At 71.4% G+C, this 26,769-nt stretch carries 22 protein-coding genes; 6 read left to right on the forward strand and 16 right to left on the reverse strand.

The features are described 5' to 3' along the window. Positions 1–129: 129 nt before the first annotated feature. The 7 genes from ACGFI1_RS36835 to ACGFI1_RS36865 all read right to left on the reverse strand — a co-directional run bounded on the left by ACGFI1_RS36835 (position 130) and on the right by ACGFI1_RS36865 (position 6,517). Positions 130–1,272 (reverse strand): agmatinase family protein, encoded by a 1,143-nt coding sequence (locus tag ACGFI1_RS36835; RefSeq protein ID WP_138635480.1) that lies wholly within the window; start codon positions 1,270–1,272, stop codon positions 130–132. Between the two features lie 110 nt (positions 1,273–1,382). Then, the gene (locus tag ACGFI1_RS36840) at positions 1,383–2,030 is read right to left on the reverse strand and encodes an FMN-binding negative transcriptional regulator (protein ID WP_387068195.1); all 648 of its coding nucleotides are present in this window, start codon (positions 2,028–2,030) and stop codon (positions 1,383–1,385) included. 90 nt (positions 2,031–2,120) lie between these two features. Then, positions 2,121–2,531, reverse strand: coding sequence for a hypothetical protein (locus ACGFI1_RS36845; RefSeq protein WP_392792124.1), 411 nt, complete (start codon positions 2,529–2,531; stop codon positions 2,121–2,123). Between the two features lie 15 nt (positions 2,532–2,546). Beyond that, positions 2,547–3,401 (reverse strand): hypothetical protein, encoded by an 855-nt coding sequence (locus ACGFI1_RS36850; RefSeq protein ID WP_392792125.1) that lies wholly within the window; start codon positions 3,399–3,401, stop codon positions 2,547–2,549. Beyond that, positions 3,398–3,904, reverse strand: a complete 507-nt coding sequence (locus ACGFI1_RS36855) for a SigE family RNA polymerase sigma factor (protein WP_138635471.1) — start codon at positions 3,902–3,904, stop codon at positions 3,398–3,400. The genes ACGFI1_RS36850 and ACGFI1_RS36855 overlap by 4 nt, the downstream gene beginning before the upstream one ends. Positions 3,905–4,374: 470 nt before the next feature. Continuing rightward, positions 4,375–6,018, reverse strand: a complete 1,644-nt coding sequence (locus ACGFI1_RS36860) for a serine/threonine-protein kinase (protein ID WP_392792128.1) — start codon at positions 6,016–6,018, stop codon at positions 4,375–4,377. Between the two features lie 214 nt (positions 6,019–6,232). Continuing rightward, positions 6,233–6,517 carry a MerR family transcriptional regulator gene (locus ACGFI1_RS36865; protein ID WP_386869048.1) on the reverse strand — a complete coding sequence of 95 codons (285 nt, stop codon included), beginning with the start codon at positions 6,515–6,517 and terminating at the stop codon, positions 6,233–6,235. A 1,109-nt stretch (positions 6,518–7,626) separates the two neighbouring features. Here ACGFI1_RS36865 and ACGFI1_RS36870 point away from each other — a divergent pair. The 3 genes from ACGFI1_RS36870 to ACGFI1_RS36880 all read left to right on the forward strand — a co-directional run bounded on the left by ACGFI1_RS36870 (position 7,627) and on the right by ACGFI1_RS36880 (position 11,574). After that, positions 7,627–9,168, forward strand: coding sequence for a Re/Si-specific NAD(P)(+) transhydrogenase subunit alpha (locus ACGFI1_RS36870; protein ID WP_392792131.1), 1,542 nt, complete (start codon positions 7,627–7,629; stop codon positions 9,166–9,168). Between the two features lie 3 nt (positions 9,169–9,171). Further along, on the forward strand, positions 9,172–10,614 hold the full coding sequence (pntB, locus tag ACGFI1_RS36875; RefSeq protein ID WP_392792132.1) for a Re/Si-specific NAD(P)(+) transhydrogenase subunit beta: 1,443 nt from the start codon (positions 9,172–9,174) through the stop codon (positions 10,612–10,614). 135 nt (positions 10,615–10,749) lie between these two features. Further along, entirely contained in the window at positions 10,750–11,574 is an 825-nt protein-coding gene (locus tag ACGFI1_RS36880; protein WP_392792134.1) for an alpha/beta fold hydrolase, read from the forward strand. Between the two features lie 81 nt (positions 11,575–11,655). Here ACGFI1_RS36880 and ACGFI1_RS36885 read toward each other — a convergent pair whose 3' ends face one another. The 5 genes from ACGFI1_RS36885 to ACGFI1_RS36905 all read right to left on the reverse strand — a co-directional run bounded on the left by ACGFI1_RS36885 (position 11,656) and on the right by ACGFI1_RS36905 (position 17,757). Further along, positions 11,656–13,176 (reverse strand): serine/threonine-protein kinase, encoded by a 1,521-nt coding sequence (locus tag ACGFI1_RS36885; RefSeq protein ID WP_392792137.1) that lies wholly within the window; start codon positions 13,174–13,176, stop codon positions 11,656–11,658. Beyond that, positions 13,173–15,158, reverse strand: coding sequence for a WD40 repeat domain-containing serine/threonine protein kinase (locus ACGFI1_RS36890; protein ID WP_392792140.1), 1,986 nt, complete (start codon positions 15,156–15,158; stop codon positions 13,173–13,175). Before ACGFI1_RS36890 ends, ACGFI1_RS36885 begins: the two co-directional genes overlap by 4 nt. Before the next feature lie 212 nt (positions 15,159–15,370). Further along, positions 15,371–15,679 carry a PadR family transcriptional regulator gene (locus ACGFI1_RS36895; protein ID WP_392792143.1) on the reverse strand — a complete coding sequence of 103 codons (309 nt, stop codon included), beginning with the start codon at positions 15,677–15,679 and terminating at the stop codon, positions 15,371–15,373. Between the two features lie 138 nt (positions 15,680–15,817). Next, positions 15,818–16,513: a response regulator gene (locus ACGFI1_RS36900; protein WP_138635464.1), complete on the reverse strand. Its 696-nt coding sequence runs from the start codon at positions 16,511–16,513 to the stop codon at positions 15,818–15,820. Continuing rightward, positions 16,510–17,757 (reverse strand): sensor histidine kinase, encoded by a 1,248-nt coding sequence (locus tag ACGFI1_RS36905; protein ID WP_392792144.1) that lies wholly within the window; start codon positions 17,755–17,757, stop codon positions 16,510–16,512. Before ACGFI1_RS36905 ends, ACGFI1_RS36900 begins: the two co-directional genes overlap by 4 nt. Before the next feature lie 314 nt (positions 17,758–18,071). Here ACGFI1_RS36905 and ACGFI1_RS36910 point away from each other — a divergent pair, with 314 nt between their 5' ends. After that, entirely contained in the window at positions 18,072–20,174 is a 2,103-nt protein-coding gene (locus tag ACGFI1_RS36910; RefSeq protein ID WP_392792148.1) for an MMPL family transporter, read from the forward strand. 57 nt (positions 20,175–20,231) lie between these two features. On the opposite strand, the gene ACGFI1_RS36915 is transcribed toward ACGFI1_RS36910, so the two are convergent. The 4 genes from ACGFI1_RS36915 to ACGFI1_RS36930 form a co-directional block, all read right to left on the reverse strand. Next, positions 20,232–21,512, reverse strand: a complete 1,281-nt coding sequence (locus tag ACGFI1_RS36915) for an APC family permease (RefSeq protein WP_392792150.1) — start codon at positions 21,510–21,512, stop codon at positions 20,232–20,234. Positions 21,513–21,905: 393 nt separating this feature from the next. Then, a complete protein-coding gene (locus ACGFI1_RS36920; protein WP_392792153.1) occupies positions 21,906–22,733 on the reverse strand; it encodes a hypothetical protein in 828 nt (275 codons plus the stop codon). A gap of 2 nt (positions 22,734–22,735) precedes the next feature. Further along, positions 22,736–24,028: a VWA domain-containing protein gene (locus tag ACGFI1_RS36925; protein WP_392792155.1), complete on the reverse strand. Its 1,293-nt coding sequence runs from the start codon at positions 24,026–24,028 to the stop codon at positions 22,736–22,738. A gap of 226 nt (positions 24,029–24,254) precedes the next feature. After that, a complete protein-coding gene (locus ACGFI1_RS36930) occupies positions 24,255–24,743 on the reverse strand; it encodes a pyridoxamine 5'-phosphate oxidase family protein (protein ID WP_392792157.1) in 489 nt (162 codons plus the stop codon). A 458-nt stretch (positions 24,744–25,201) separates the two neighbouring features. On the opposite strand from ACGFI1_RS36930, the gene ACGFI1_RS36935 reads away from it, so the two are divergent. Both ACGFI1_RS36935 and ACGFI1_RS36940 read left to right on the forward strand, forming a co-directional pair. Next, complete coding sequence (locus ACGFI1_RS36935; protein WP_386868096.1) at positions 25,202–25,540, forward strand: YciI family protein; 339 nt, start codon at positions 25,202–25,204, stop codon at positions 25,538–25,540. Then, the gene (locus ACGFI1_RS36940) at positions 25,537–26,703 is read left to right on the forward strand and encodes an RNA polymerase sigma factor (RefSeq protein WP_392792160.1); all 1,167 of its coding nucleotides are present in this window, start codon (positions 25,537–25,539) and stop codon (positions 26,701–26,703) included. Before ACGFI1_RS36935 ends, ACGFI1_RS36940 begins: the two co-directional genes overlap by 4 nt. Positions 26,704–26,769 lie beyond the last annotated feature (66 nt).

Here is a 26,769-nt window from a genome sequence, read left to right on the forward strand (position 1 = left end):
CACACGTGTCTGAACGGACAGTTCGAGATCATCTCAAACGCCGCTCGCCTGTGGCGAGGGAACGGAGGATGCCCATGCCCGTGGTGACGTAGCACCACCACGCCTGCGCGTCCAGGTGCCGGAACGCGGTCAGGACGGGTAGGGGCCCCACGCAGGACGGCCCGAGGTGGACGGCTTGCGGCCCAGCTTGCCGGCCCGCACCTGTACGGCGAGGCTGTCGAGGATGACGCGGCTGCTCATCAGGCATGTCGTCTCCGCCCAGTCGTAGGGCGGCGAACACTCGACGATCTCGATGCCCGCCAGGCCGGGTTCGGAGACCAGCCGGACCAGGTTGAGCGCCTCGCGGGGCAGCAGGCCGCCGGGCTCCGGCCAGCCGGTGCCGGGCACGAACCCGGCATCGATCACGTCGATGTCGAAGGAGAGGTAGACGGCCTCGGCGTCCTTCCAGGCGATCTCCAGGGCCGTCTCGGCGACCTTCTCCACGCCGACGCGCTCGACGTCGCCCACCGTGATGATCGTGGTGCCCCGCTCCCGGCCCACCTTGACGCCGGCGCGCGGTGACTGCCAGCCGCCGATCCCGATCTGGACGAGGTTGGTGGCCGGGGCGTTCTTGATGTTGGTGGCGTGGAACCAGGGGGTGGTGTGCATGCGTTCGTCGAGGTCGGTCTCCTGGGTGTCCACGTGCCGGTCGAAGTGGATGATGCCGACGTTGCCGTCCATGTGCGGCGTCAGACCGCGGATGGTGGGGAAGCCGATCGAGTGATCTCCTCCCAGGACGACCGGGAAGGCGCCCTGCGACACCACGTGCGACATCGCCTGGCTGATCTGGTCGAAGGACTTCTCCAGATTGCCCGGGATGGTGAACACGTCACCGATGTCGACCATGTTGAGCTGCTCGCGCAGGTCCACGCCCAGTTCGTAGCTGTAGGTGCCGAACAGGCCGGTGCAGCGGCGGATGCCCTGCGGACCGAACCGGGTGCCCGGCCGGTAGGTCGCGCCGGCGTCCAGCGGCACGCCGAACACGGCCACCTCGGCATCGCCCACGGCGTGGACATCGTCGACGTAGGGGCATTTCAGGAAGGTTCCGGTCTCGCCGGCGAAATGCGGGAGCTCGCCCCTCGCGAAGGTCGAGATGGTCCGGTCCTTGATCGTGGGGGCGCCCTCCAACCCGTGGGCCAGGCGCCGTTCGATCTCCTCCTGGCTCCTGCGCGTGGGCAACTCGCCCTCGACCCTCTGAGCCCACGCGCCTTCCCGGTCGGTCTGCTCCGCCACGAGATCTCCTCTGCGAGTCAAGGGGGAGAAGAGGGCTGTACCCCGACGGCAGCAGGTCACACGGGGGCGATGCGGGTGGCTCCTTGTCCCGTGGGTGCGCGGTGTGATGGTCAGGGCTTCCAGGTGCCGATGCGGTCGGTGCGCCGGCGTTGCTGGGCCGCGGTGGGGATGTCGAGTCCCTGGCCGCGTGCGGTGAGGCGGTCGGCGACCGTGGCGCGGTGCTCGACGCTCTTGTGGTCGTCGTACTTGAACTTGGCCTGGACGTGGCCGATCCGCAGCCGCAGGCCGCGGATACCGGACAGCAACCGTCCGTACGGGGGTTGTCCCGGGGCAACGTCGGCGTGGTCGCCGTCGGGCTGGAAGTGGGCGAGCTGCCGGGTCAGCAGGTCGGCCTTGGCGCGCGGGTCGTCGATGATGTGGGCGCGGCAGGTGAACTGGACGGCGGCGTAGTAACTGGTCGGGACGCCGTCCTCGGGCGGCACGCCGGGGGCGGCGCGCCAGGTGCCGGGCACGAAGGCGTAGTCCCCGATGACCGTGAACGCGACGGTGGGGTCGTGCTCGATCGCCTTCCAGACCGGGTTCGGGCGCGCGAGATGGATCAGCAGGTCACTTCCGTCCGCGATGAAGTGGGTGGGGACGACGACGGGCGGCTGTCCCGGCAGGCCGTTGACGGCGAGCTGGCCGAAGTCGTGGCCGTCGGCGATCCAAGCCTGCCACTCGGCGTCGTCCAGGCTCGCGTCCCAGGGCTGGATGAACACGTGAGTTCCCCTTTGCTGGCGATCGGGCTCCACAAGACCGTACTGGTCGACCCCCGTCGTCCCGTCCGTGGTGTGGCGGTTGTGGTGACGTCAGAGGCAGATCTCCTCGTCGCGTTCGGCGACCGCGTTGACCGCCAGGTGCAGCAGGGCCGTCAGGTGCGGTTCGAGTTCGTCGGCGGGGACGGCGCCGACGAGTACGGAGAGCCTGCGCCGGTCGCGGGCGGCCACGGCGGCGAGCACCCGCGCGGCCCAGCGCGCCGGAGTCGGCACCTGCTCGATGTCGGGGCGTGCGCCGATGTCCGGTGGGTGCTCGTCCAGAATCGTCCTGCACCAGACGATGACGAGTCGTTCCACCGCGGAGGGACCGCGGTGGACGGCGCGGGCGGTCAGCGCGCGGCTCCGGTGGTGCTCGCCGTAGACGGCGGCCGTCAGCGCCTGCCCGGCCCACAGCCCGGCGTGCCAGTGGAGGGCGAGTTCGGCCGCCCTGTGCCGGATCGGCATTGCCACCTCCCAGGGTCAGTCGCAGAGCGTGGGGCGGGGACGGGTCAAGCCGTCGGTGCAGTCCTCGGGGACGAAGCCGGCCTCCTCCGTCCGAACCTGCGGCCGCCAGGTGTGGACGGCCTTGCCCGCGCCGTCGTAACCGGTCACGGTCTTGACGCGGATCGTGGGCGAGGACATCGCGCCCGCCGACATCGGGCCGGTCGCCCCGTGGTCCGGCATCATCCGGGTCGGGGTCTGGGCGATGAAGAAGCCGTCGTGGACGGCGACCCGCGCGGTGCGGCCGCCGTCCCAGGCCACCGCGACGCGGGTCACGCCGGGCTTGGCGCGGCCGACGACCACGGCGTGCAGTTCGTCCCACTTCAGGGCCTGCACCTGCCGGATGCCGTCCACGCGGAGCGGCGCGTCGAAACCGAAGAGGCGGCCGTCCGTCCTGCCGGGCCAGGCGTGCACCTGCGGCGGTTCGGTGTTGTCGCCTCCGCCGGTCACGCAGAGGACGTAGCCGCGGGTGCCGCCGATCTCCACGAGCTGCCCGCCCGGCACCCGCTGCCGCGTCAGCACCCGGAAGTCCGACACGCGCCCGTTGCGCAGGCAGGCGTGGGTGATCGCCCGCTCCTCGGGGGTGTCGTCCGGTAGCGCGTCCGCGATCCGGGACGGCTCGGCCGTGGGGCCGAGAACGCCGGTCTCAGGGCGGTCGCCACCCGCGACGACCACGACGGGGACGACGGCCGCCAGGGCGAGCGCCGCCGCACCGGCGGCCTTCCTGGTCCGGCGACGGGCGACGGTGCGCAGAGCGCGGTCGGTGAGGTCGTCGGCGGGCTCGGCACGGTCGGCGAGCGCGGTGAGGGCGTCCCTGAGCATCTGGTCGGTCATGGTCGGCTCCCGGTCGGGGTGAGGTGGACGGCCAGGTCGGGAGCGAGTTCCCGGAGCCGGGCGATCGCGCGGTGCGTCTGGCTGCGGACGGTGCCGACCGAGCAGCCCATGATCGCGGCGACCTCGCGTTCGGGCAGGTCCTCGTAGTAGCGCAGGACGAGCACGGCCCGCTTGCGCGGCGGCAGGGCCAGCAGCGCGCGTTCCAGCGCCAGCCGCAGGTCGACGTCCGGGCCAGCGGATGGCAAGTCCGGAGGCTCCGCGACGACCGACTCGCGTCGCCGCCGGCGCCACCGGTTGACCTGCTCGTTGTACATGGCGCGGCGGACGTAGCCCTCCGGGTTGTCGCGCACGCGGCCCCACCGCGCGGCCGTCTTCGCCAGGGCGTTCTGCAATAGGTCCTCGGCGGCGTGCTGATCCCCGGCGAGCACGTACGCCGTCCGGATGAGGCTGCCGGACCGTGCCGCGACGAATGCGGCGAAGCTCTCGCGGGCCTCTCGGTTCAACGGGCCTCCTCTGTGGTGTCACCCACTCAGACCCACGAAGGCCCCGCGGCTATGCCTCCAACACAGATCTTTTCTAGCGCGGGCCCGACCGTCCGTACCAACTGTCGCCGGCCATCAACCACAAGTGCCCGGGGGAGACGACCTGATTCTGCGAGAGCGCGACGGTCACTGCGATGGCAGCGCCACAGGTCCGGCCTGCACCCGAACCGGTCGGGTCCAGGGACTGCCTGGCCCGGTTCGGGCGACGCCGATGCGAGCCATCACCGCTTCGAACTGCGGGGGTCACCGCGCTGCCGGCCGTTACCGTCAGTGACAACGGCATCTGCCGAGTGGGCCGTCGGAAAGGAGGCTGCGTGGGTGGAAGGTCATGAAGCTGATCAGCGAAAGCCCAGGACAGCTCCGCCCAAGCTGTGCAGGAGCATCAGACAGGCTCACACCGTTCCCGCCGCCCCGTGCGCGACGGCTGGGGGTCAAGTCGGCTGTTCGACGTAGAGGTCGGCGGCGCACCATTCCAGGGCCGCGCGGAATCGGGTGCCGTCATGTTCGCGGGTCACGTCTTCGATGTTGCACAGTACGTAGCCGCCATGAACGCCGCGGCCGTTCCGAGGGCGGTGCTTGTCGCGGTACCAGAGGACGATCACTTCATCGATCACGCTGACCTGTTCGAGTTTGCTCCAGGCGATGATCTTCCTTATTCCCTTGTTGCGGCCGGGCTCGAATCGGAGTTCGCGCTGGTTCAGCGTGATGCTACTTGAGGGATATCTCCATCTTCCCCACTCCGCGGAGAGAAATCCGACGACCCCGCCCACCGGCGGGCATAGGACGGGCAAGACCTCCGAGTCCAGCTTGAGAGCCATGACCCCGAACAGGACCGCGGCCACCAGTCCCGCAATGACCCCGATCCAGGTCGCGCGCTTGGCCGCCTTGCCCGAAAAGTTCCCGCGCTCCCACGGGACGGGGAGGGCGACGGCGCCGGGTGGGACCTCGAAGGCGAGTCTCGTCGCGGCGTCGGGCTTGATCACGACCCGGCGGACCGCGCTGCTCCCCGATTCGGCTTTCACCTGCATGGTGTGCGAGCCCGAGGCGAGGTCGAACGTGCCGTTCTCGTCGGCGCGGACGGTGCCCACGAGGCCGCCGTCGACGATGACGTCCATGTCTCCGCCGCTGAAGTTGCCGACGGTGAGCCGTCCGAGTCCCGGCTCCTTTCGGGCCTCCGGCCTGGGGCCGGGGGACTCGGCGGGCCCGCGCTCCGTGATCCGCTCCCGCTCGTCCACCAGCGTGATGACGTCGGGCGGGAGCCAGCGGTCGGCGACGGCGCCGGTCAGGTGGCCGAGGATGGCGGCGGCGGAGGGACGGGCCGCTGGATCCTTCGCAAGGCAGGCGGCGACCAGTCCCCGCAGAGATGCAGGTAAGCCGGTCAAGTCGGGTTCGTCGTGGACGATGCGGTGCGAGAGGACATGGGCCGCCGGGCCGGTCCCGAACGGAGCACGCCCCGTGGCCGCGTAGACCAGGACGGATGCGAAGGAGAATACGTCGCTGGGCGGGCCGACGGCGTCTCCTCGCGCCTGCTCGGGGGACATGTACGGCGGCGTCCCCAACGCGGCCTGCGGGGTGGTGTGGGAGGTGGTGTCGAGCGCACGGGCAATGCCGAAGTCGATGATGCGCGGGCCGTCCCTGCCGAGGATCACGTTGGACGGTTTGAGGTCCCGGTGTACGAGACCGCACTGGTGGATGACCTTGAGCCCCTCGGCCAGGCCTGCTCCCAGCGCGTTGAGCGTGAGAATCGGGAGCGGACCGTGTTGCTTGACGGCCTCTTGCAGCGACGGGCCGGGAATGTAGGCGGTGACGAGCCAGGGCGGGTCCGCATCGAGGTTCGAGTCCACCACCTGCGCGGTGTAGAAGCCGCCGACCTGGCGAGCCGCCTTCGCCTCCTGTGCGAAACGGCGCCGGAACCGCTGGTCTCCGGCCAGGGCCGAACGGACGAGCTTGACCGCGACCGGCCGCCCGCCCGGGGACCAGCCGAAGAACACCTCCCCCATCCCGCCGCGGCCGAGCCTCTCCTGCAATTGATAGGGGCCGACCCGTGACGGATCGTCCTGCCGCAACGGTTCCATGCGGAAACCCCTCCAGCGACGCAGCCGCGTTTCGTTGAACGCCGAAATCATCTCAGGGCGCGGACTCGGGTGGAGCTGCTTCCGTCATGAGCGACGAACGCGACCACACACGGCCAAACCAAACCGAGAGGGCAGTTCGGGGGACAGTGGAGAGGAAGGAGGATGCCGCGCTGACCGTCATCGGCAAGGCGGAGCGGACCGGGAGCTGCGGATTTCAGGGCAGGTTTCGGGGCGCTTCCCGTTCGTTGCGGTCGTGCTGGAGTTCAGCGTTGATGCGCTGGGCTTCGGCGAGTTGGTCTTCGAGGATGATGATGCGGCAGGCGGCGTCCAGCGGGGTGCCCTGGTCGATCAGGTCGCGGGCGCGTTGCGCCAGCCGCAACTGGTAGCGGGAGTAGCGGCGGTGTCCGCCGGCTGAGCGCTGCGGGACGATGAGGCGGGCGTTGTCCAGGCTGCGCAGGAACGCCGGGGTGACGTCCAGCATCTCGGCGGCGCGGCCCATGCTGTAAGCCGGGTAGTCCTCGTCGTCGAGCTTGCCTTCGAGCCCGCCGGAATCCTCGGCGGCGTGCACGTGATGCCGATCCTGCTGGTCGCCGGCCCGGGCCGGCTGGGATGCCTTCACTAAACCTTCCGTACTGCCTTGGGCCGGCAGTGACGACAGGGGCCCCGGCGCCAGAGTGCGCGCCGGGGCCCAGAGGTACAACACCATCTACCGGCTTTGACGAGCCGGTCTTCCGCGTCAGCCGCCCAAACGGGGGCGGGGACGCGGGGATCGCGTATGCGTGACCGTAGACCACCGTCCAATCTGTGGGGCTGCGGTACCCGCGCGGCGTGACTGGAGCCTGCGTCGGGCGATCCCGATGGCGTCGAACCCTCCTTTCTTTGACATCACTACCGGTACTGCGTGGTTGTTCGCGTACCGCGTCGTACGGCACGCCGTTCCCGGTGACCTGTCGGCCGCCGGGGCGGCCGGCTGCCGGAGCCCCTTCCACTGCGTTGGCCCCGGCACGCCCGGCCGGTGTCTTCCGTACCTTCCGGCAGTTCGTCATCTGCCGGTCCTCTTGGACTCGTCTCTCTTCGATGACAGGAACACTACCCGCCGTCCGGTCGAAAATCTACCTTGGCCGCTACAGAGTTTCGTAGATCACACTGCCGGGTTCTCTGCTCCGGTCGCGAGCGCTACGGCCGCGCGGGGGAGCGGGCCGGCAAGGTGTCAGTGAGGCGGAGATGGTGCGGAGGGCCGCGTCCCGGCGGCGATGACGCTAAGGCAGTCGCGGGCCGTCTCGGACCTGGACCGGGTGACCACTGGCCTGGACGAGCGCATCGGCGTCAGCCCGGCTGCGCGGCATGGCCTCGGGCTCCTCGCCCACTGGACGTGGGAAGGGCGCCGTGGCGTTGACCGTGGGAAGTGCCCAACTTCCGCAGCCAAGACTGGCACACAGTGCATAGCGGCGGCGGTCCCGCTCGCGGCAGAATTACCTTGATGCCGAGATACTTGGCGCCGTCAGCTCGTCCATGTCCGGACTGGCGGGCAGGCACCCCGGCAACCGGCGCGATGCCCCGTACTGCGCGTTCACGGCGCTGATGCGGGAGAGATACGAGGTGGTTGTCATGATCGTTGGAATTCTCAAGGAGGATTCGCCCGGGGAGCGGCGGGTGGCGGTGACGCCGGACACCGTCACCCGGCTGCAGAAGCTCGGGTACGAGGTGATCGTCGAGTCCGGCGCCGGAGCCGGCGCGGGCTTTCCCGATGACCGGTATGAGGCCGCGGGCGCCGCCATCGGCGACGCGCAGACCGCGGACGTGGTGCTGGGCATCGCCCCGCCCTCACCCGAGCGCTTGGACGCCCTGCGACCGGGTGCCACGCTGATCGGCATGCTGAGCCCCCGGTTCAGGCCGGACCTGGTGGAGGACCTCGCCGCGCGCCCCATCACGGCACTGTCGCTGGACGCGGTGCCGCGGATCTCCCGGGCGCAGTCGTTCGACGTGCTCTCCTCGATGGCCAATATCGCCGGGTACCGGGCGGTGATCGAGGCCGCGCACGAGTTCGGGCGGTTCTTCACGGGGCAGGTGACCGCGGCGGGCAAGGTGCCGCCGGCGAAAGTGCTGGTCGCGGGGGCCGGCGTCGCCGGGCTCGCGGCGATCGGCGCGGCCGGCAGTCTGGGCGCGATCGTCCGGGCCACCGATCCGCGGCCGGAGGTCGCCGACCAGGTGCGCTCGCTCGGCGGCGACTACCTCGCCGTCGCCGAGGCCGAGCCGGACGACGCTCCGGGCACCGGCTACGCCAAGGAGATGTCGGACGACTACAACGTCCGCGCCGCCGCGCTGTACGCCGAGCAGTGCCGTGACGTCGACATCGTCGTCACCACCGCGCTCATCCCCGGCAAACCCGCGCCGAAGCTGATCACCGCGGAGATGGTGGCGACGATGCGGCCGGGGTCGGTGATCGTCGACATGGCGGCGGCCAACGGCGGCAACGTCGAGGGGACGGTTCCCGGCGAGCGGGTGGTCACCGCGAACGGCGTGATCATCCTCGGCTACACCGACCTGGCCGGACGGCTGCCCGCGCAGGCGTCCCAGATGTACGGCACCAACCTGGTCAACCTGATACAGCTGATGACCCCGCAGCGGGACGGCCAACTCGTCCTGGACTTCGACGACGTCGTGCAACGGTCGATGACCGTCGTCCGCGAGGGGGAGCTCACCTGGCCGCCGCCGCCGGTGGCGGTGTCGGCGGCACCGGCGGCCGTCCGTCCGGCGCGGCAGGAGGCCGAGGCGGACGGCCCGGCCCACCCGGCCGGCAAGGCGAACCCGGTGCTGCGCCGGCTCGGCACCGCGATCGCGGCCGCCGGGGTGTTCGGCCTGATCGCGTTCTCACCGGCGGCGCTGCAGGTGCACCTGACCGTGTTCGCGCTGGCCATCGTGATCGGCTACTACGTGATCGGGAACGTGCACCACGCACTGCACACCCCGCTGATGTCGGTGACCAACGCGATTTCCGGGATCATCGTGGTCGGTGCGCTGGTGCAGATCGGCACGGGAAGCGCGGCGATCACCGTCCTCTCACTCGCGGCGATCCTGCTCGCGAGCATCAACGTCTTCGGCGGATTCGCGGTCACCCGCCGCATGCTCGCCATGTTCATCAGGAGCTAGGCAATGACGGTCGCAACGGCGGCGACCGCGGCGTACATCGTCGCGGCGCTGTTCTTCATCCGCGCGCTGGCAGGGCTCTCACGGCACGAATCCGCGCGCCTGGGCAACACCTACGGGATGCTCGGCATGGCCGTGGCGCTCGTCGCCACCGTCGCCCTCACCGCCGACGACGGCATCGACCTCCCCGCGTTCGGGCTGCTCGTGGCCGCGGTCGCGGTCGGCGCGCTGATCGGCCTGCAGCGGGCCAGGTCGGTGGAGATGACCGCGATGCCCGAGCTCATCGCGCTGCTGCACAGTTTCGTCGGGCTGGCCGCGGTCCTGGTCGGCTGGAGCGGATACCTGCACGTCGAGCACCACCCCGGGGGGACGGAGGCGGCGGCGCTCGCCCGCGAGGGCATGCTCGGCATCCACAGCGCCGAGGTCTTCATCGGCGTCCTCATCGGCGGCGTCACCTTCACCGGCTCGGTCGTGGCCTACGGCAAGCTGTCGGGCAAGTTGAAGTCCGCGCCGCTGATGCTGCCGGGCAAGAACCTGCTCAACGTCGCGGCGCTCGTCGCGTTCTCCGCGCTCACGGTCGCCTTCGTCGTCGAGCCCCGGATGTGGCAGCTCATCGCGGTCACCGCGGTGGCGCTGCTGCTCGGCTGGCATCTGGTCGCCTCCATCGGCGGCGGCGACATGCCGGTGGTGGTCTCCATGCTGAACAGCTACTCCGGCTGGGCGGCCGCCGCGTCCGGGTTCCTGCTCGGCAACGACCTCCTGATCATCGTGGGCGCGCTGGTGGGCTCCTCGGGCGCCTACCTGTCGGCGATCATGTGCAAGGCGATGAACCGCTCGTTCCTCTCGGTCATCGCCGGCGGGTTCGGCCTCGAGGCGCCCGCCGCGTCCGGTGCCGACCAGGGCCGGCATCGGGAGATCACCGCCGCGGAGACCGCCGAAGTGCTCACCGCGGCCTCCTCGGTGATCATCATTCCCGGCTATGGCATGGCCGTCGCCCAGGCACAGGCCCCCGTCGCCGCGCTGACCGCGCGGCTGCGCGACCTCGGCGCCCAGGTCAGGTTCGGCATCCACCCGGTCGCCGGCCGCCTCCCCGGCCACATGAACGTGCTGCTCGCCGAGGCCAAGGTGCCCTACGACCTGGTGCTGGAGATGGACGAGATCAACGACGACTTCGGTGCCACCGACGTGGTCCTGGTGATCGGCGCCAACGACATCGTCAACCCGGCCGCCGAGGAGGACCCCGCGAGCCCCATCGCAGGAATGCCCGTCCTGGAGGTCTGGAACGCCCGGCAGGTCATCGTGTTCAAACGCTCCATGGCCACCGGATACGCCGGCGTCCAGAACCCGCTCTTCTTCCGCGACAACACCCAGATGCTCTTCGGTGACGCCAAGGAACAAGTCGACGGCATCCTCCGTGCCCTCGGACACCTCACACCGGTGGCCGGCTGACCCGAGACCGCCGCACGATCCTGATCCCCACAGGACCTCGTGAGCTTGCTGAGAGCGCGTCGAGGTCGTTCGCAGTGTGTCCGATACCCGCTGATGAACGGGAGGTCTGAGGTGGCGTGGTCAGAACGACTCGTCATGCGGGATGGCGTTCGCCTCGCCTGCCGCGACTGGGGTGGCTCAGGGCCGCCCCTCCTGCTGTTGCACGGGTTGGCCGGTCATGCGGGTGAATGGGACCTTCTCGCGCAGCGATTGACTCCGCGATATCGGGTCATCGCGGTCGATCAGCGCGGGCATGGTGCCAGCGAGCGACGCCCCGGGGATACCCGCCGCGCGGCCTACGTCGCCGATGCCGTCGCCGTTGTCGAGCAGTTGGCGTTGCACAAACCGGTGCTGGTCGGGCAGTCGTTGGGCGGGCACACGGCCATGCTGGTCGCTGCCGCCCGTCCTGATATCGCCCGGGCGCTCGTCCTGATCGAGGCCGGTCCGGGCGGTCCAACGCCGGCCAGGCCGGCAGAGGTCGGTGCCTGGCTGCGCTCGTGGCCGATCCCGTTCAGCTCCCGAGCGGCCGCCGCCGAATTCTTCGGTGGCGGCCCGGTCGGTGAAGCATGGGCGGCCGGGCTGGAGAAACGCGACACCGGTTGGTGGCCCCGCTTCGACCAGGACGTCATGGTCGACTCACTCGCCGAGATCGCCCAGCATTCCTTCTGGGAGGAGTGGAGCCATAGCACCTGCCCCACTCTGCTCATCCTGGCGGAAACGAGCCTTCTGCCAGATCAAGAAGCCGAACAGATGCTCCGCATTCGATGCGACACCGTGGCCATGAGCATTCCGCGCACGGAACACGACCTGCACTTGCAACGCCCCGACGCCCTTCACGCCGGGCTCTTGGACTTCCTCGACAATCTCCCGTCTCATCGCGCTGCCGACGGCACTACAGCCGCAGCCACGCACCGTTACTGAATCCCGGCGACATCACCAGTGGTTGAGAGAGGGCACAGGCTGCGCCGCCGGGCGCCTGGCGCGACGGAAGGTGGCCGTGCGTCACGGCACCTTGGAAGCCACCGACACGGCCAGTCGCGCTGCCATATGGCACATGTCCGCCGTGCTGCTCATCGAGCCGGTGGCGACCGTGCTTACGTGGGTGGACGACCCCTCGTTCTCCCACGTGACCTGGCAGGCGCGCTCGTCGTCGCTGCCGTACGCCCGCATCCCGGGGAGCTCGGTCAGCTTGTCGTGCTCGGCGTCGGTCAGCTCGGTGCGGAAGAGGCGCACGGGTTCCGGGGCGTACATGAGGGTCAGCCGGAAATCGGTGTCGGCCCCGTACTGGGCGGTCCGCCATTCGCAGGTGCGGACGTTCTCCGCCGCGTTCTGGTAGCCGCCCTGCACGCCGGTGGAGATGAGCTGGTTCTCCCGGATGATGCTCTGGTCGATCACATCGCAGGGGTCCTGCGACGCGGTCCCCGGTTTCGGCGTTCCACCGGTGGCCCGGGCGCCCGGCTCGCCGCCGCCGGTCAGGGCGATCACTCCCCAAGTGAGGGCGGCGGTGAGGACGACGGTGCCCGCGGCGGCCGGGAGGAGCACCCGAGGGCGCGTCCACACGGGAGTCCGGGGCATTGCGGGCCGGGTCTCCACTCGCGTGTGCGCGGTGACCGGGGGCGGTGGAGCCGGTGTCCACGGTGCGGGCGGCCGGTCGCCGGACGGCGGCACGGCGGCCTTGCGTTCGGTGATCATCGCGCTGACGCGCTCCGGCAGCCAGTGCCCCTCGTCGGCGGCCGGCGCGAAACGCGCCAGGACGTCGCCGACCGAGGGCCGTGCGGCGGGGTCCTTGGCCAGGCACGCGGCGACGAACGGCCGGAGCCGCTCGGGCAGCCGGGACAGGTCCGGCTCCTCGTGGATGATCCGGTAGACGACGACCGCGGGCCGCCCCTTGCCGTAGGGGCCCTCCCCGGTGGCGGCGTACGCCAGGACGCAGCCGAGCGAGAACACGTCCGACTCCGGCCCCGCCGCGTGGCCCCGCGCCTGCTCGGGGGACATGAACCCCGGGGTGCCGATGACCGCGGTGGACTTCTGCGCGGCGTCCAGCGCGCGGGCGATGCCGAAGTCGATGACGCGCGGGCCGTCGTCGGCGAGCAGGACGTTGCCCGGTTTGAGGTCGCGGTGCACCAGGCCGGCGCGGTGCACCGCAAGCAGCCCCTCGGCGAGCCCCGAACCGAGGACCTGGACCGCCTGGTCCGGCAGCGGCCCGCTCTCGGCGACCGCCTGCTGCAGCGACGGGCCGGGGATGTAGGCGGTGACCAGCCAGGGGCGCCCGGCGTCCGGGTCGGCGTCGACGACCTCCGCGGTGTAGAAGCCGCCGACCTTGCGCGCGGCCTCGACCTCCTCGACGAACCGGCGCCGGAAGTCGGCGTCGGACGCCAGGTCGGCGGCCACGACCTTGACCGCGACGAGCCGGCCGCCGGGGGAGCGGCCGAGGAAGACCTCGCCCATGCCGCCGCGGCCGAGCCGGCCGAACAGCCGGTACGGGCCCACCTGTGCCGGGTCCCCGGGTTCCAGGGGCTTCACCGGGCGAGCTTCCAGATCTTGATGACGTCCTTCAACTGCGCGTCGTCGGTGGCCGCGGCGACCGTGCGCCCGTCTTGGGCGAAGGCCACGCCGCCCACGCCGGAGCGGCCCATGGACGCCGACACGAGGCGCTGCCCGGAGGCCACGTCCCACAGGGTCACCCCGCCGCCGCCCTCACGCGCGCCCCGGCCGGCGGCCAGCGTCTTCCCGTCGGGGCTGAGGGACATCGACTGGTAGCCGGAGCCCGCATCGGCTAGGGGCGTGGCCGCCTTCTTGGCGGCGACATTCCAGACGCCGACGCCGCCGAAGGACCCGGTGAGGGTTCCGCCGTCCGGGGTGAAGCCGAGCCCGGAGACGCCGAAGGCGTCGGCCTTGCCGATCGGCAGGGTGCCGGCCGGGGACCGGGACGCGACGTCGAACAGGGCCACGCCGCCCGCGAGTTCGCCGTCCCCGTAGCCGGCGGCGAGGGTCTTCCCGTCCGGGCTGAAGACGACGCTGTGCACCGCGGCGGTACTGCCCGCCCGACCGTCGACGACGAAGGTGTGCAGCAGTTTCCCCGCCTTGACGTCCCACAGGGGCACCTTGCCGATGCCTTCGCCCTTGCCGGACCCGGAGCCCGCCAGGTAGCGGCCGTCGGGGCTGAACGCCAGTCCGTCCATGATGAAAAGGTCGGTGCGGTCGGAGGACTTGAACGTGAGGTCGGCGACCGTGCGACCCGTCCGCAGATCCCACACCTTGGCTCCGCCGAGACCGGTCTGGAGACCTTCCGATGTCATCCGCATCGGCAGCATGTAGCCCATGGCGACCAAGCCGTCCCGGCTGACGGCGACGCTCTTCGGGCGCACGCCCTCGCCCGCGGCCAGGGTCGTCACCTGCTCGCGCGTGTTCGCGTCCCACACCTTGAGGTCGTCCTCGAACACGCCGACGAGGCGGGCGCCGTCCGGCGTGTAGACGATGTCCCGCAGGCTCTCGACGGTGCCCGGCTCGATGCTCGCCACCGGGTCGAGCCGGGCGGTGTCCTTCGTGCCGCCACCGGTGGCTGCGGCCGAGTCGTCGGACGAGCCGGACGAGAGCACCACCGCCACGGTCACCGCCGCGACCGCCACCACGGTCGCCGCGCCGACGGCGGCCAGCAGGCCCCGGCGCCGCCACAGGCGCGGCCCGCCGGAGGCAGCCGGGCGCTCGCGCTGCTCGGCCATCGCGGCGACGGCCGGCGGGAGCCACGGGATCGGTCCGCCGGATGCGGGCGCCGACTGGAGGAGGGCGGCCGGCGCCGGCCGGTCGGCGGGCTCCTTGGCCAGGCACGCCCGGATCATGCCGGCGAGCGGCTCGGGCACGCCCGCCAGGTCAGGATCTGCGTGCGCCATGCGGTGGACGAGCTCGTCCGGCGTCCCCGTGCCGAAGGGGTGGCGCCCGGTGGCCGCGTAGGCGAGGACACAACCGAGCGAGAACACGTCGGAGGCCGGGCCGGGCTCCTCGCCGCGGATCTGCTCCGGCGCGGTGAAGCCGGGATCGCCGATCCGCACGGACGCGAGCGTGCCGGCGTCCTCGATCGCCCGGGCGATGCCGAAGTCGACGAGGTGCGGCCCGCCGGACGCCAGCAGGACGTTCCCCGGTTTGACGTCGCCGTGCACCAGGCCCGCGCGGTGCACGGCCGCCAGCCCCTCGGCGAGCCCGGCGCAGAGCGTCCCGACGGTTTCGGCGGGCAGCGGGCCGTGGGCGGAGACCGCCTCCTGCAGCGACGGACCCGGAATGTAGGCGGTGGCCAGCCAGGGCCGGGCGGCGCCGGGGTCGGCGTCCACCACCGGTGCCGTATGGACGCCCTGCACGCGGCGGGCCGCGTCCACCTCCGCGCGGAAGCGCCGGCGGAACGTCTCGTCCTCGGCCGGGCCGGGGAGCACGACCTTCACCGCGACCGGCCGCCCGCCGGGGGAGCGGCCGAGGAACACCTCCCCGACGGTTCCGCGCCCCAGCCGTCCCATGATCTGAAAGGGCCCGACCTGCCGGGGGTCATCCGCGCCCAAGGGCTCCACGCCGTTCCTCGCCTTCTCCACTGACCGTGACGGAGCGTCCGCCTCCGTGCACAGCATTACATGAACATGATCGTTCCGTGGAGAGTTCGGCCCGGACCCGTCAGGTTCCGGTCAGGCGGAGCGCGAAGATGCCGTGTGTCGGGCGTGGTCGGGCGGCAGGGTCACCGAGGCAGGTCGATGCCGAGTACTTCGCGGGCCAGTTCCTTGAGGGCCGCGCGTTCTTCTTCCAGCACCTGATTCCCGGCTTCGGTGGCCCAATAGACGCGCCGGGTGCGGCCTTCCACCACCCGCTGCTCCGAGACCAGCAGCCCGTCGGCCTCCATCCGGTGCAGGGTGGGGTACAGGGTGCCGGGGCTGATGTCGTAGCCGTGTTCGGCCAGTTCGCGCGTCATCCAGGCTCCGTGGATCTCCTCCTTGGCCGCGTGGTGCAGGATGTGCAGCCGCACCGCCCCCCGGATGAAGTCCCGCATGCCTTCGCCCTCCTAGCCAGTCCTGGGCGAAGAGTATGTCACCAGACCGATATCGGATGTCGATATCGGTCCTGGTTCGGCACCGAAGAGCGGCTGCCCACGTCCTGGGGAGCGCGGCGGGCGGTGTGTACCGCGCCTTCATGCGTCGGGAGTGACCAGGCCCGTCTGGTAGGCGATGACGACCAGTTGGGCTCGGTCGCGTGCGCCCAGCTTCGCCATTGTGCGGCTGACGTGGGTGCGTGCGGTGGCCGGACTGATGACCAGTTCGGCGCCGATCTCCTGGTTGCTCAGTCCCCGTCCGATCAGTTCGAGCACCTGCCGTTCGCGGTCGGTGAGGACCGCGAGGCGGTCCTCCGCGGCCTCGACGGCGGTGCGCCGGGCGGTGAACTGGCCGATGAGGCGCCTGGTGATCCGCGGCGCGAGCAGCGCCTCCCCCGCCGCGATCACTCGGATGGCGTGCAGGAGTTCGGCCGGCCCGGCGTCCTTGAGTAGGAAGCCGCTCGCCCCGGCCTGCAGTGCCTCGAAGACGTTGGCGTCGGTGTCGTAGGTGGTGAGGATGAGGACCCGGACGTCCTCCAGCCCGCGTGTCCGGGTGATCTCCGCCGTGGCCTGGATCCCGTCCAGCCTCGGCATGCGGATGTCCATGAGGACGACGTGGGGGCGGGTGGCACGGGCCAGTTCGACGGCTCGGGCGCCGTCGGTGGCCTCCGCGACCACGGTGATGTCGTCCTCGACGTCGATGAGCAGCCTGAACCCGGACCGGACGAGACCTTCGTCGTCGGCGAGCAGCACCTTGATCGAATCGAAGGGCGGCGCCGCGGAGGGCGCGTTCACAACCGCGGGCCCGTCGGCGCGAGGGGCAGCCGGGCCGTCACCTGGAACCCGCCGCCCGGGGTGGGCTCGGCGTCCAGGTCGCCGCCGAGCAGCCGGCACCGCTCGCGCATGCCGAGGATTCCGCGGCCCGGCGCGGCCGGCGCCTTCGCGCCGTTGCCGGACGGGCGCTCCGCGGACTCGTCATCGGGTCCAGTCCTGCGGCCCTCGTCGGTCACGCGGATCTCCAAAAGGTCGGCTCCCGGATTCAGTTCGACCGTCACCCGGGTGGGCCCGACGTGCCGGATCACATTGGTGATCGACTCTTGCAGGATCCGGTAGGCGGCGCTGCCCACGGTACCGGGCAATGGCGTCATGGGCGGGGCCGCTTCGAGCGTCAGGTCCAAGCCGGCCTCGCGCGCCTTGGCGGTGAGTTCGTCGATCTGTTCCAGACCGGGGTTCGGTGCGCGGCCGTCGGCCTCATCACGGGCATCGCCTTCGTCGCGGAGGACGCCGAGGATGGCTCGCATCTCCTGCAGCGCCCGGGAGCTGGTCTGCTCGATGGCCTGCAGTGCCTCGCGCGCCCGTTCCGGACGTTTGTCGAGCACGTGGGCGGTGACCCCGGACTGCACGTTGATGATCGCGATCGCGTGCGCGACGGTGTCGTGGACCTCGCGGGCGATCCGGAGGCGTTCGGCGTCGACCCGCGCGCGTGCCTCCTCCTCGCGGGTCCGTTCGGCCAGTTCGGCGCGCGCCTGGGCCTCCGCCGCGATCACCCGGCGGGACCGGACGGACTCGCCGAGGGCCGCGCTCATCACCGACGCGCCGATGCGGAAGAACACCCAGCCGATGGCGGCGCGCGGCTCGATGTCGGCGGCCGTGTACAGCCACACGGCGGTCAGCGCGGCGATGCCCGAACCGGCGATCACCAGGGATCGGCGGCCGTCGCCGTAGGCCGCGAGGGTGTACAGCGCGACGAAGAGCCCGAGCCAGCCGGGCCCGTCCGGGAAGTCGAGGGCGTAGTAGGCCACGCTGGTGAGAGCGGCGACGGCGAACACCGGCGTCGGCCACAGGCGGCGGACGGCGACGACCAGTCCGCTCACCACCAGCAGGACGTATCCGAGGTTTCCCAGATCGGTCAGCGGGCGTGTGGCTCCCTCAGGGACGCGGGTGATCGTTCCCTGGACCTGCATCACGGTCACGAAGAGGGCGAGGAGCGTGTTCTGCGCGACCGCACGCGGGGAGAACGACCCGGTTCGGCGTTCCATGTCGCGATCTTACTGTTCAGCCACGTGAACGCCGCTGCGCTCAGATGCGCGACTCGCTACTCCAGAGGGAGTAGGGAGAACCGGGCGTCGTACGTCCGGACGCGCACCCGCCGCCGTCCGCTGACAGACGCGGCGGCCGCCCCGGCGGCGCGACGATCGCCGCCATGAGAGATCACCCGTCCCCGAACCGCAACCGGTCCTCGGATTCAAAGGAGCCGCGAAAGAGGAAAGGGCTGGAGAACACAGCTGAATCCCCCCGAACGGACGGCGGTCTCGCGACGCTGGCCCGGTTCTGCCACCGGCGCCGCCGCCTGGTGCTTCTCGCCTGGCTGGCCAGCGTCATCGCCGTGGCGTTCGTCGGCTTCGGCTACGGCGCCGCCCCCGACAACGACTTCTCCGGAGGAGATTCGCCGTCGGCCAAGGCGCAGCAGCTGATCGAGGAGCACTTCCCCGAGCAGCAAGGGGACACGCTGACCCTCGCGATCAAGGCGGACAAGGGCATCGACGACCCCGCCGCCCGGCGGCAGATCGAGGGGGTTATCGCGGATCTCGCCGGCTCGCCCGTCACCGGGCCCGTGGTCTCCCCGTATCAGGACGAGAACCTGGTCACCGATGACCGCCGCATCGCCCGCACGACCATCCCCCTGAGCGACCAGGAGGCGGACAAGGCCGAGGTCAAGCCCTTGGTCGACCTCGTCAAGGACGCCTCCGGCGACGGCGTCACGATGGGGCTGGGCGGTTACATGGCCGAGAAGGCCGAGACGCCGCCGCAAGGTCCGACCGAGAGCGTCGGCATCGCGGCCGCGGCGGTGATCTTGTTCATCGCCTTCGGTTCCCTGGTGGCGATGGGCCTGCCGATCGTGACCGCGCTCATGGCGATCGCGGCCGGTCTCGCGCTGACGAAACTGGTGGGCCATCTGGTCCCCGCGCCGGACTTCACCGTGATCTTCGGTGCGATGATCGGCCTCGGCGTCGGCATCGACTACGCGCTGTTCATCGTGACCCGCTACAAGGACGCTCTCCGGGACGGCGACGCTCCCGAGGGCGCCACGGTCATCGCCATCACCACCGCCGGCCGCGCGGTGCTGTTCGCCGGCACGACCGTCGTGATCGCGTTGCTGGGCCTGGTCGTCATGGGACAGCGCCTGATGACCGGCGTGGCCATCGCGACGTCGATCACCGTGCTGATCACGATGATCGCCGCGGTGACGCTGCTCCCCGCGTTCCTCGGCTTCACCGGACACAAGATCAACTCGCTTCGGCTGCCGCGCCGCGCGTCCCGCCGCGCCAAGGACGCCGGCGCACCGCTCCAGGAGCGCCGCACGCTCGCCGAGCGCTGGGCCGGCGTCGTGCAGCGCAGGCCGTTGGTCGCCGCCCTCCTCGCCGGTGCGATCCTGCTGGTGCTGGCCGCCCCCACGCTGTCGATGCGGCTGGGGCAGCCCGACGCCAGCGTCCAGCCTCGCGACCGGAGCAGCTACATCTCGCACGAGATCCTCTCCGAAGGCTTCGGCCCCGGCTACGGAGCGCCCCTGATCTTCGCCACCGAGATCGACTCCCCGGACGCCGATCTCCGCCACGTCGTCGCGGCGGTCGGCGGGACCGAGGGCATCGCGTACGCCACGCCGCCCCGCGTCAGCCAGGACGGGCGTGCCGCCACCTTCATGGCCTTCCCCACGACCGGATACCAGGACGAGGCCACCGCCGACCTGGTGCACGAGCTCCGCGACGACGTCCTGCCGCGGACGCCCGGCGGCGAACAGGTCCTCGTCGGCGGACCGAACGCCGGCACCATCGACGCCGCCGAAGAGTCCGGATCGCGTCTGCCCCTGATGATCGCGGTCGTCATCGCGATGTCCATGGTGCTGCTGATCGCGCTGGTCCGTTCGGTGACGATCGCGCTGCAGGCCGCGGTGATGAACCTGCTGTCGATCGGCGCCGCCTACGGTGTGGTGGTCGCGGTCGTGCAGTGGGGATGGCTCGGCCCGGCCTTCGGCTTCCCCGCCGCCATGCCGGTCACGACCTGGGTGCCGATGATGATGTTCCCGGTCCTGTTCGGCTTGTCGATGGACTACCAGGTCTTCTTGATCTCACGGGTCCGCGAGGAGTACGAGCGGACCGGTGACACCCGTGCGGCCGTCGCCCGAGGACTGGCGCGGACGGCGAAGGTCATCACGGCCGCCGCCGCCATCATGATCGCGGTCTTCACCACCTCCCTGCTCGGCCCCGACCTCGCGGTCAAGCAGGGCGGCCTCGGCATGGCCGTCGCCGTGCTCATCGACGCCACCATCGTCCGGCTGGTCCTGGTCCCCGCCGTGATGGAGCTCTTCGGCAAGAGCAACTGGTGGATGCCCGGGCGCAGAGCCCCGCGAAAGAGCCCTGCTCCCTCGACCGCGATCGGAGAAGAGATCCGAGTCTGAGCCCGTCCACCCGCAGTCGCCATCAGCGGGGGAGGGACGGGACGGGTGTGAGGACGGTCAGTCGCGCGCCGTCGCCAGGCGGCGGATCCCGTACCAGGCGGCTCCCGCGGCCAGGACGGCGGCGCCCGCGACGACCGAGGACGGCGGCAGGGCGAACGCGAGCGCCAGGCAGCCGACGAGGCCGACGGCCGGGACGATCCGCGCCGGGCGGCCCTCGCCGGGACCGAGCGTCCACGCCGAGGCGTTCGCGATCGCGTAGTAGGCCAGTACGCCGAAGGACGAGAAGCCGATGGCGCCGCGCAGGTCCGCGGTCGCGGCGAGGATCGTGACGACGGCGCCGACCGCGAGTTCGGCGCGGTGCGGCACCGTGTACCGGGGGTGCACGGCGGCCAGGGCGTGCGGCAGGTGCCGGTCGCGGGCCATCGCCAGCGTGGTGCGGGACACGCCGAGGATCAGCGCCAGGAGAGAGCCGAGCGCGGCGACGGCCGCGCCCGCCCGCACGACCGGGGCGAGTTCGGGAAGTCCGGCGGCGCGGACGGCGTCGGCCAGCGGCGCGGTCGCGGCGGCGAGGCCGGAGCCGCCCAGGACGGCGAGGGCCGCGACGGCGACGAGCGCGTACACCGCCAGGGCGATGCCCAGTGCCAGGGGGATGGCGCGGGGGATGGTGCGGGCCGGGTCCCGGACCTCTTCGCCGAGGGTGGCGATGCGGGCGTACCCGGCGAAGGCGAAGAACAGCAGTCCCGCCGCGCGCAGGACGCCGTCGAAGGAGGCGTCCGCCCCGATGCTCAGGCGGGAGACGTCCGCCTGCCCGGACGTCAGGGTCGTGACCACGAAGGCCGCGAGGACGGCCAGGACGACCGCGACGATCACCCGGGTGAGCCGCGCGGACTTGTGCACGCCCGCGTAGTTCACCGCCGTCAGCGCGACGACGGCGGCGGCCGCGACGGCGTTCGCGTGGCCGGGCCAGATGTACAGGCCGGCGGTGAGGGCCATCGCCGCGCACGAGGCCGTCTTGCCGACGACGAACCCCCAGCCGGCGAGGTAGCCCCAGAACTCGCTGAGCCGCTCCCGGCCATAGACATAGGTGCCGCCGGACGCCGGGTACAGCGCGGCGAGCCGAGCCGACGAGGTGGCGTTGCAGTACGCGACGACCCCCGCGACCCCCAGTCCGAGCAGCAGCCCGGTTCCCGCGGCTCGGGCCGCCGGGCCCAATGCCGCGAAGATCCCCGCACCGATCATCGACCCCAGGCCGATCACCACGGCGTCGGACGTCCCCAGCCGCCGGCGCAGTTCAGGCGCGCCTCCGCCGGCCGGCGGGATGCTCGACGGCTCGCTCATGGTGTGCTCCCGGGCGGTACGGCCTGATGGCTGCGAAGTCGATATCGGGTAACGATATCTGATTTCGACCCGAGTTCACGGCACCGTGCCCGCCGCTGAACTGCCCTGGCCGCGGCCGCGCGAACTCCTCGTCCACACTGTCGACCTCGACCACGGGGCCGACCTGCTGGACGACTTCCACCGCAACCATCGCCCCGTTGACCGGGCAGCCAGCAGTGCACGAGTCACTTTCGGGGCCGGGATGCGGTCGCCGGGGCTGTCGGTCGGCGCTGTCGGCGCCGCCATTTCACCGGGAGTCTGGCGTGTGGCTGTTGTGCCTGGCCGCTGGGCGGTGCAGCCGGCTGGACGGCTCCGCGGCCGGGCGCTGCTTGCAGTGCCCGGCCGCAGGCCGGTTCAGCGGGAGGCTGAGAACCAGCGGTGCGGGTGGCGGGTCAAGCTGTAACCCGCCACGGCCGCGGCGGCGGCGAGGACACCGCCGCCGATCGTCCACCACCACCGGCCGGACGGCCAGGAGAACCAGCCCTTGACGCGCTCGGTCGGTTTCGGTGCCGAACCGGCCGCGGACGGCGACTCGGACGGCGATGCGGGCGCCGCCGCGTCCGGAGCCAGCGTCGCCCCCGCGTTGACGGGCGGGGACAGCGGCGCCTTCAGATTCGCGCCCGCCGGTTGCGCGTCGCCGTCCTTCGCGGTGATCCGGACGTCCGCCCGGATCGGCAGGCCGAGGTCCTGCTCGGGCAGGGTGCTCGCCGACAGCCGCAGGTAATAGGTGCCCGGCAGCGGGTCGTCGGACCACGGCTCGGCCCACGCGCGGACCCGCCGCAGCGTGCAGCGGAGGTCGACCCGCGCGGCGTTGGCGCCGGCCGTCGCGTTCTGCGGGCCGGCCGTGCACGCCTGGCGGCGGCGCAGCCCGTCGAAGACGTCGGCCGTGTACGTCGCGGCGCCGTGGCGGTTCCCCGCCGGCGGCAGCGTGACGGTCACCGTGACCCGGCCGGTCTGCCCGGCGGCGAGCGCGAACGACCAGTACAGATGGTCACCGGTCGAGGCGGACACCCGGACCGGCTGCCCCGGTTCCACAGTGGTCGCCGTGAGGAAGGACGTTCCGGCGGTGCCGACCGTCGGGGGCGGGGACGGCTCGTCCGCGGCGGCCGGTCCGGCGGACAGCGGCAGGACGGTGGCCGCCAGCATGGCGGCCGGGAGGACGAGCCGGGGGGCGGCGCGCACGGTCAGTTCTCCTTCCAGATGGCGACCCGCCAGCGGGCGAGCCATCCCATGACGAGACCGGCGACCAGGCCGGTCCCGGTGAGCACGACCAGCAGCAGCCAGCCGCGGCCCAGGTCGGGCCCGCCCGGCGCGTCCGAGGACGGCACCAGGTCGACGGTCAGCTCCAGCGGCATGCCGGGCGCCGTCCTCACGTAGGCGGGGGAGGAGAAGGAGTTGCTGACGACCAGGCAGACCGGCCGCAGCTCGGACCCGCCGTCGGACGTGGGCGACGCGTCCGCCTTCACCTGCCGTTCCGCCCAGCGCAGGCCGGTGGACCTCACGTCGGTGCGTCCACTGCCCGCGTCGGTGCCGCGGACGAGTTCCTGGCCGTCCGTCGACACCGCGCGCAGCAGCACGCCGTGGTCGGGGTTCAGCCGCCGGTCGAGCGAGAGGCTGATGGAGGCGCGCAGTTCCTGCCCGGGAGCCACCTGCACCCGGTACCAGCGGTGCTCGCTGAACCGCTCCCTGTCGGTGTACACGCCGCGCGTCAGCAGCGGCGCGTTGGCGCACTGCGCGCCCCCGGCCACCTGCTGCGGGGTCTGCCGGTAGGTCGCGCCGGCCCGCTGGACGAGCTGGTTGAGCCGCCCGGTCAGCTCCTCCTGGTGCTGGACGGCCGTGTAGGTGCCGCCGGTCGCGTCCGCGATGCAGGTGAGCTGCCGGCGGACCTTCTCGTCCAGGGTGAGCCCGAGGGTGTCCACGACCAGGTGCGTCCCCTGGGCGGCCAGCTTGCGGGCCACCTCGCAGGGGTCGGGCGGCGAGCACGTGTCCTCGCCGTCGGTGATGAGGACGATCCGCCGTGTCGTCTCCCCGGTGCCGAGGTCGCGGGCCGCCGCGCGGAGCGCCAGCCCGATCGGCGTCCAGCCGGTGGGGCGCAGCGTCGCGATCGCCGTCTTCGCCTCCACCTTGTTCATCGGCCCGACCGGGAAGAGCTGCCGGGTGTCCCGGCAGCCGACGGACTTGGGACTGCCGGGGAACCGGTACTGCGACCCGAGCACCCGGATGCCCAGTTGCGTCTCGCCGGGCAGGGCGTCCACCACTTCGTTCAGCGCCTGCTGAGCGGCCGCCATCCGGCTGCGGCCGTCGATGTCGCGGGCGCGCATCGAACCGCTGACGTCGAGCACCAGTTCGACCTTGGGAGGCTCCGCACGACCCCCGGCAGCGCCGTCATCGGCGGTGCCGGGAGGCGCGCCGAAGACCGTGAGGGCGGCCAGCAATCCGAGCACGCCGCCGCCCGCGAACCATCGTCTGGTGATCATCGGAGAATCCTATTGACGCCCCGCGGCCCCGATGGCCAAGATCGCCAGACTCCGGACGGAGTGCATCGATCCGGTGCGGGCCCGGCGGACCGTGCAGCTCCGGAACAAGCGACTGAAGCGGACGCACGCCGTTCGACCGCTGGCTCCTGCTCCCGGATGCTCGCCGCACCGTACAAGGACCACGGCCGGGACAGCCTGCGCGGTCGGGTCGCTCGGCGACCCGACGTCAGTCGACTGGGTTATCCAGCCATCGGCCATTCCGCATGACCGTGCGTCCAACGAATTCGTGAAAGCCGTTCCAGACCTGGATGCGCCTGGGGCGCAGCCGTAGGTAGACGAACGTGCCCTCCGGGGAGGTGCGGGGGTCTGTGGAAACCTCGGCGTAGCGCTCGGCGATGTCAGCGTCGATGTCGGGGACGTCCATGAGCGACGCGCTGGTGTCGATCACGACGGTGTCAGCGGTATCGCCGACGGCGACCCGCGCGTGCGGGTGGGCTCTGATGTTGGCGACAGTGCGGCTCTTGGCGAAGGTCGCGGTATAGAGAGCCGAGCCGGCCCACACATAGGCCACGGGGATCAGATGCGCACCATGACCGTCGCTGCCGGTGGCCAGCCACATCTGGAAGCCGGTCTCGAGCCGGTTTCGAGCATGGGCCTGCCGCTCGGCCAGGCTGCGTGGGGCCGGGACCGAGGCGAGTTCTTCGTCAACCTGCACGACGATTCCCTTTCACATGGGTGCATGTTCTCCTCCCTGCCGGGAGGCTGTACCTCCTAGACGAACGGCACCGCGCGCACTCCGACACATCGCCGGACCATTCGTCAGCGGGGATCGTTCTGCTCGACGTCAGAACCTTGTACGTCCGGCCCTGACCGACGGAGAGGCGCTCGCAGCCCAACTCCTGGCAGAACAGCCGCCGAACCTCCAGCACGATCACCGTGCGCCGCCCGCCGTGCCAGCCGGCCGCCGCCGATACAGGCTGTGGACCCTTGACGAAGCAAGCTGATCGCCGAGAGGCGGCGGATCCGGCAGGCGCGGTCAACATCGTGCCGGGGTGGACCCGCACCGGATTGGCGACGAGCCCTGGGAGCGCCGGAATTCGGAGCATCGGTGATGTCCCATGCGCGGCTGCTCGCTCGTCTTAGGAATGAGAGTCCAATGCCCTGGAGGTTGCGATGCAGTACGCCCTGTTGATCTACGTCGTGCCCGGCTCCCACGAGGGGTTGTCGGACGCGGACCGCGACGTGGTCAACGCCGACTATCGCGCATTGGCCGATGACGGCCGCTGCGTCGTCCACGCGCAACTGCAGTCGGTCGAGACGGCGACCAGCGTGCGCGTGGTCGGGGGCCGGACGCTGATGACCGACGGTCCGTTCGCGGACACCAAGGAGGTGCTCGGCGGAATCGGCCTCATCGAGGCGGCCGACCTGGACGAGGCGCTCGAGATGGCCGCGAGCATCCCGGCCGCCCGGCTCGGCGGCACTGTTGAGGTACGGCCGCTGGTCCGGCCATGAGCGTGCTTGAGAAGACCTTCAGGGAGGAATGGGGCCGGGTCCTGGCCTCGCTGGTCGGTTTTCTGGGTGATTTCGACAAGGCGGAGGACGCCGCGCAGGAGGCGTTCGCGATCGCGGCGGAGCGCTGGCCCGTGTCGGGCGTGCCGGACACCCCTGGTGCGTGGCTGGTGACGACGGCCCGCAACCGGGCGATCGACCGGATCCGCCGGGAACGCACCCTCGCCGAGAAGATCCCGCTGCTGACGGTGCCGGAGGCCGCTGCGATGGACGAGTTCGACGAGAGCGGGATCAAGGACGAACGACTTGAGCTGATCTTCACCTGCTGCCATCCGGCGCTGCCGCTGGAGGGGCAGGTCGCGCTTACGCTGCGGGCCCTGGGCGGCTTGGACACCGCCGAGATCGCACGGGCGTTCCTCGTCTCCGAAGAGACCATGAAGCGCCGCCTGTCCCGAGCCAAGGCCAAGATCAAGGCGACCGGGATCCCGTTCGCGGTGCCCAGGGCGCAGCTGCTGGCGGACCGCCTCGACGCCGTACTGGCCGTCATCTACCTGATCTACAACGAGGGCTACAGCGGCCGGATCGACCTCGGCGACGAGGCCATCCACCTCGCAGGAGTGCTCGCCGCGCTCCTGCCGGACGAGCCGGAGGCGCACGGGCTGCTCGCCCTGATGACGATCCACCAGGCCAGGCGGCGGGCCCGCTTCTCCGGCGACGATCTCGTACTGCTCGAAGACCAGGACCGTTCGCTCTGGGACGAGCGCCAGATCGCGACGGGGCGGGCCGCGCTCGATCGGGCGATCGCCCTGGGCGGGCGCGGCCCCTATGTCGTCCAGGCCGCGATCGCCTCGTTGCAGACCCGAGCTCAGATCGATTGGACGCAGGTCGCCGCGATGTACCAGAGGCTGGTCGAACTCACCGGCTCGCCGGTGGTCGAGCTCAACCGCGCCGCGGCGCTCGCCCAGGCCGGCGACCCCGCCACGGCACTGCGCGCGGTCGACGACCTCGACCTGGACGGCTACCTCTACTTCCATTCGACCCGGGGCGAGCTGCTGCGGCGTCTCGGCCGCGACGGAGAAGCCAGATCCGCGTATCGCCGCGCGCTCGACCTGGCCACCTCGCCTCCCGAGCGGAGATTCCTGACCCGTCGCCTCGAACTTTTCTGACCCGGGCCGTCCCCTGGGCACGTGTTCGTTCGTCGCCTGGATATGAGCGACCACTTCTCCCGCCTT

The sequence above is a fragment of the Actinomadura geliboluensis genome, from assembly GCF_043197915.1.
Taxonomy (GTDB): Bacteria; Actinomycetota; Actinomycetes; order Streptosporangiales; family Streptosporangiaceae; genus Spirillospora; species Spirillospora geliboluensis.

Coding starts and splice junctions, on each gene's coding strand:
- ACGFI1_RS36845 (WP_392792124.1), bottom strand. CDS start 2,531: ATGCCGATCCGGCACAGGGCGGCCGAACTCGCCCTCCACTGGCACGCC.
- ACGFI1_RS36850 (WP_392792125.1), bottom strand. CDS start 3,401: ATGACCGACCAGATGCTCAGGGACGCCCTCACCGCGCTCGCCGACCGT.
- ACGFI1_RS36860 (WP_392792128.1), bottom strand. CDS start 6,018: ATGGAACCGTTGCGGCAGGACGATCCGTCACGGGTCGGCCCCTATCAA.
- ACGFI1_RS36865 (WP_386869048.1), bottom strand. CDS start 6,517: ATGGGCCGCGCCGCCGAGATGCTGGACGTCACCCCGGCGTTCCTGCGC.
- ACGFI1_RS36870 (WP_392792131.1), top strand. CDS start 7,627: ATGATCGTTGGAATTCTCAAGGAGGATTCGCCCGGGGAGCGGCGGGTG.
- pntB (WP_392792132.1), top strand. CDS start 9,172: ATGACGGTCGCAACGGCGGCGACCGCGGCGTACATCGTCGCGGCGCTG.
- ACGFI1_RS36880 (WP_392792134.1), top strand. CDS start 10,750: ATGCGGGATGGCGTTCGCCTCGCCTGCCGCGACTGGGGTGGCTCAGGG.
- ACGFI1_RS36890 (WP_392792140.1), bottom strand. CDS start 15,158: ATGGGACGGCTGGGGCGCGGAACCGTCGGGGAGGTGTTCCTCGGCCGC.
- ACGFI1_RS36895 (WP_392792143.1), bottom strand. CDS start 15,679: ATGCGGGACTTCATCCGGGGGGCGGTGCGGCTGCACATCCTGCACCAC.
- ACGFI1_RS36905 (WP_392792144.1), bottom strand. CDS start 17,757: ATGGAACGCCGAACCGGGTCGTTCTCCCCGCGTGCGGTCGCGCAGAAC.
- ACGFI1_RS36915 (WP_392792150.1), bottom strand. CDS start 21,512: ATGAGCGAGCCGTCGAGCATCCCGCCGGCCGGCGGAGGCGCGCCTGAA.
- ACGFI1_RS36925 (WP_392792155.1), bottom strand. CDS start 24,028: ATGATCACCAGACGATGGTTCGCGGGCGGCGGCGTGCTCGGATTGCTG.
- ACGFI1_RS36935 (WP_386868096.1), top strand. CDS start 25,202: ATGCAGTACGCCCTGTTGATCTACGTCGTGCCCGGCTCCCACGAGGGG.
- ACGFI1_RS36940 (WP_392792160.1), top strand. CDS start 25,537: ATGAGCGTGCTTGAGAAGACCTTCAGGGAGGAATGGGGCCGGGTCCTG.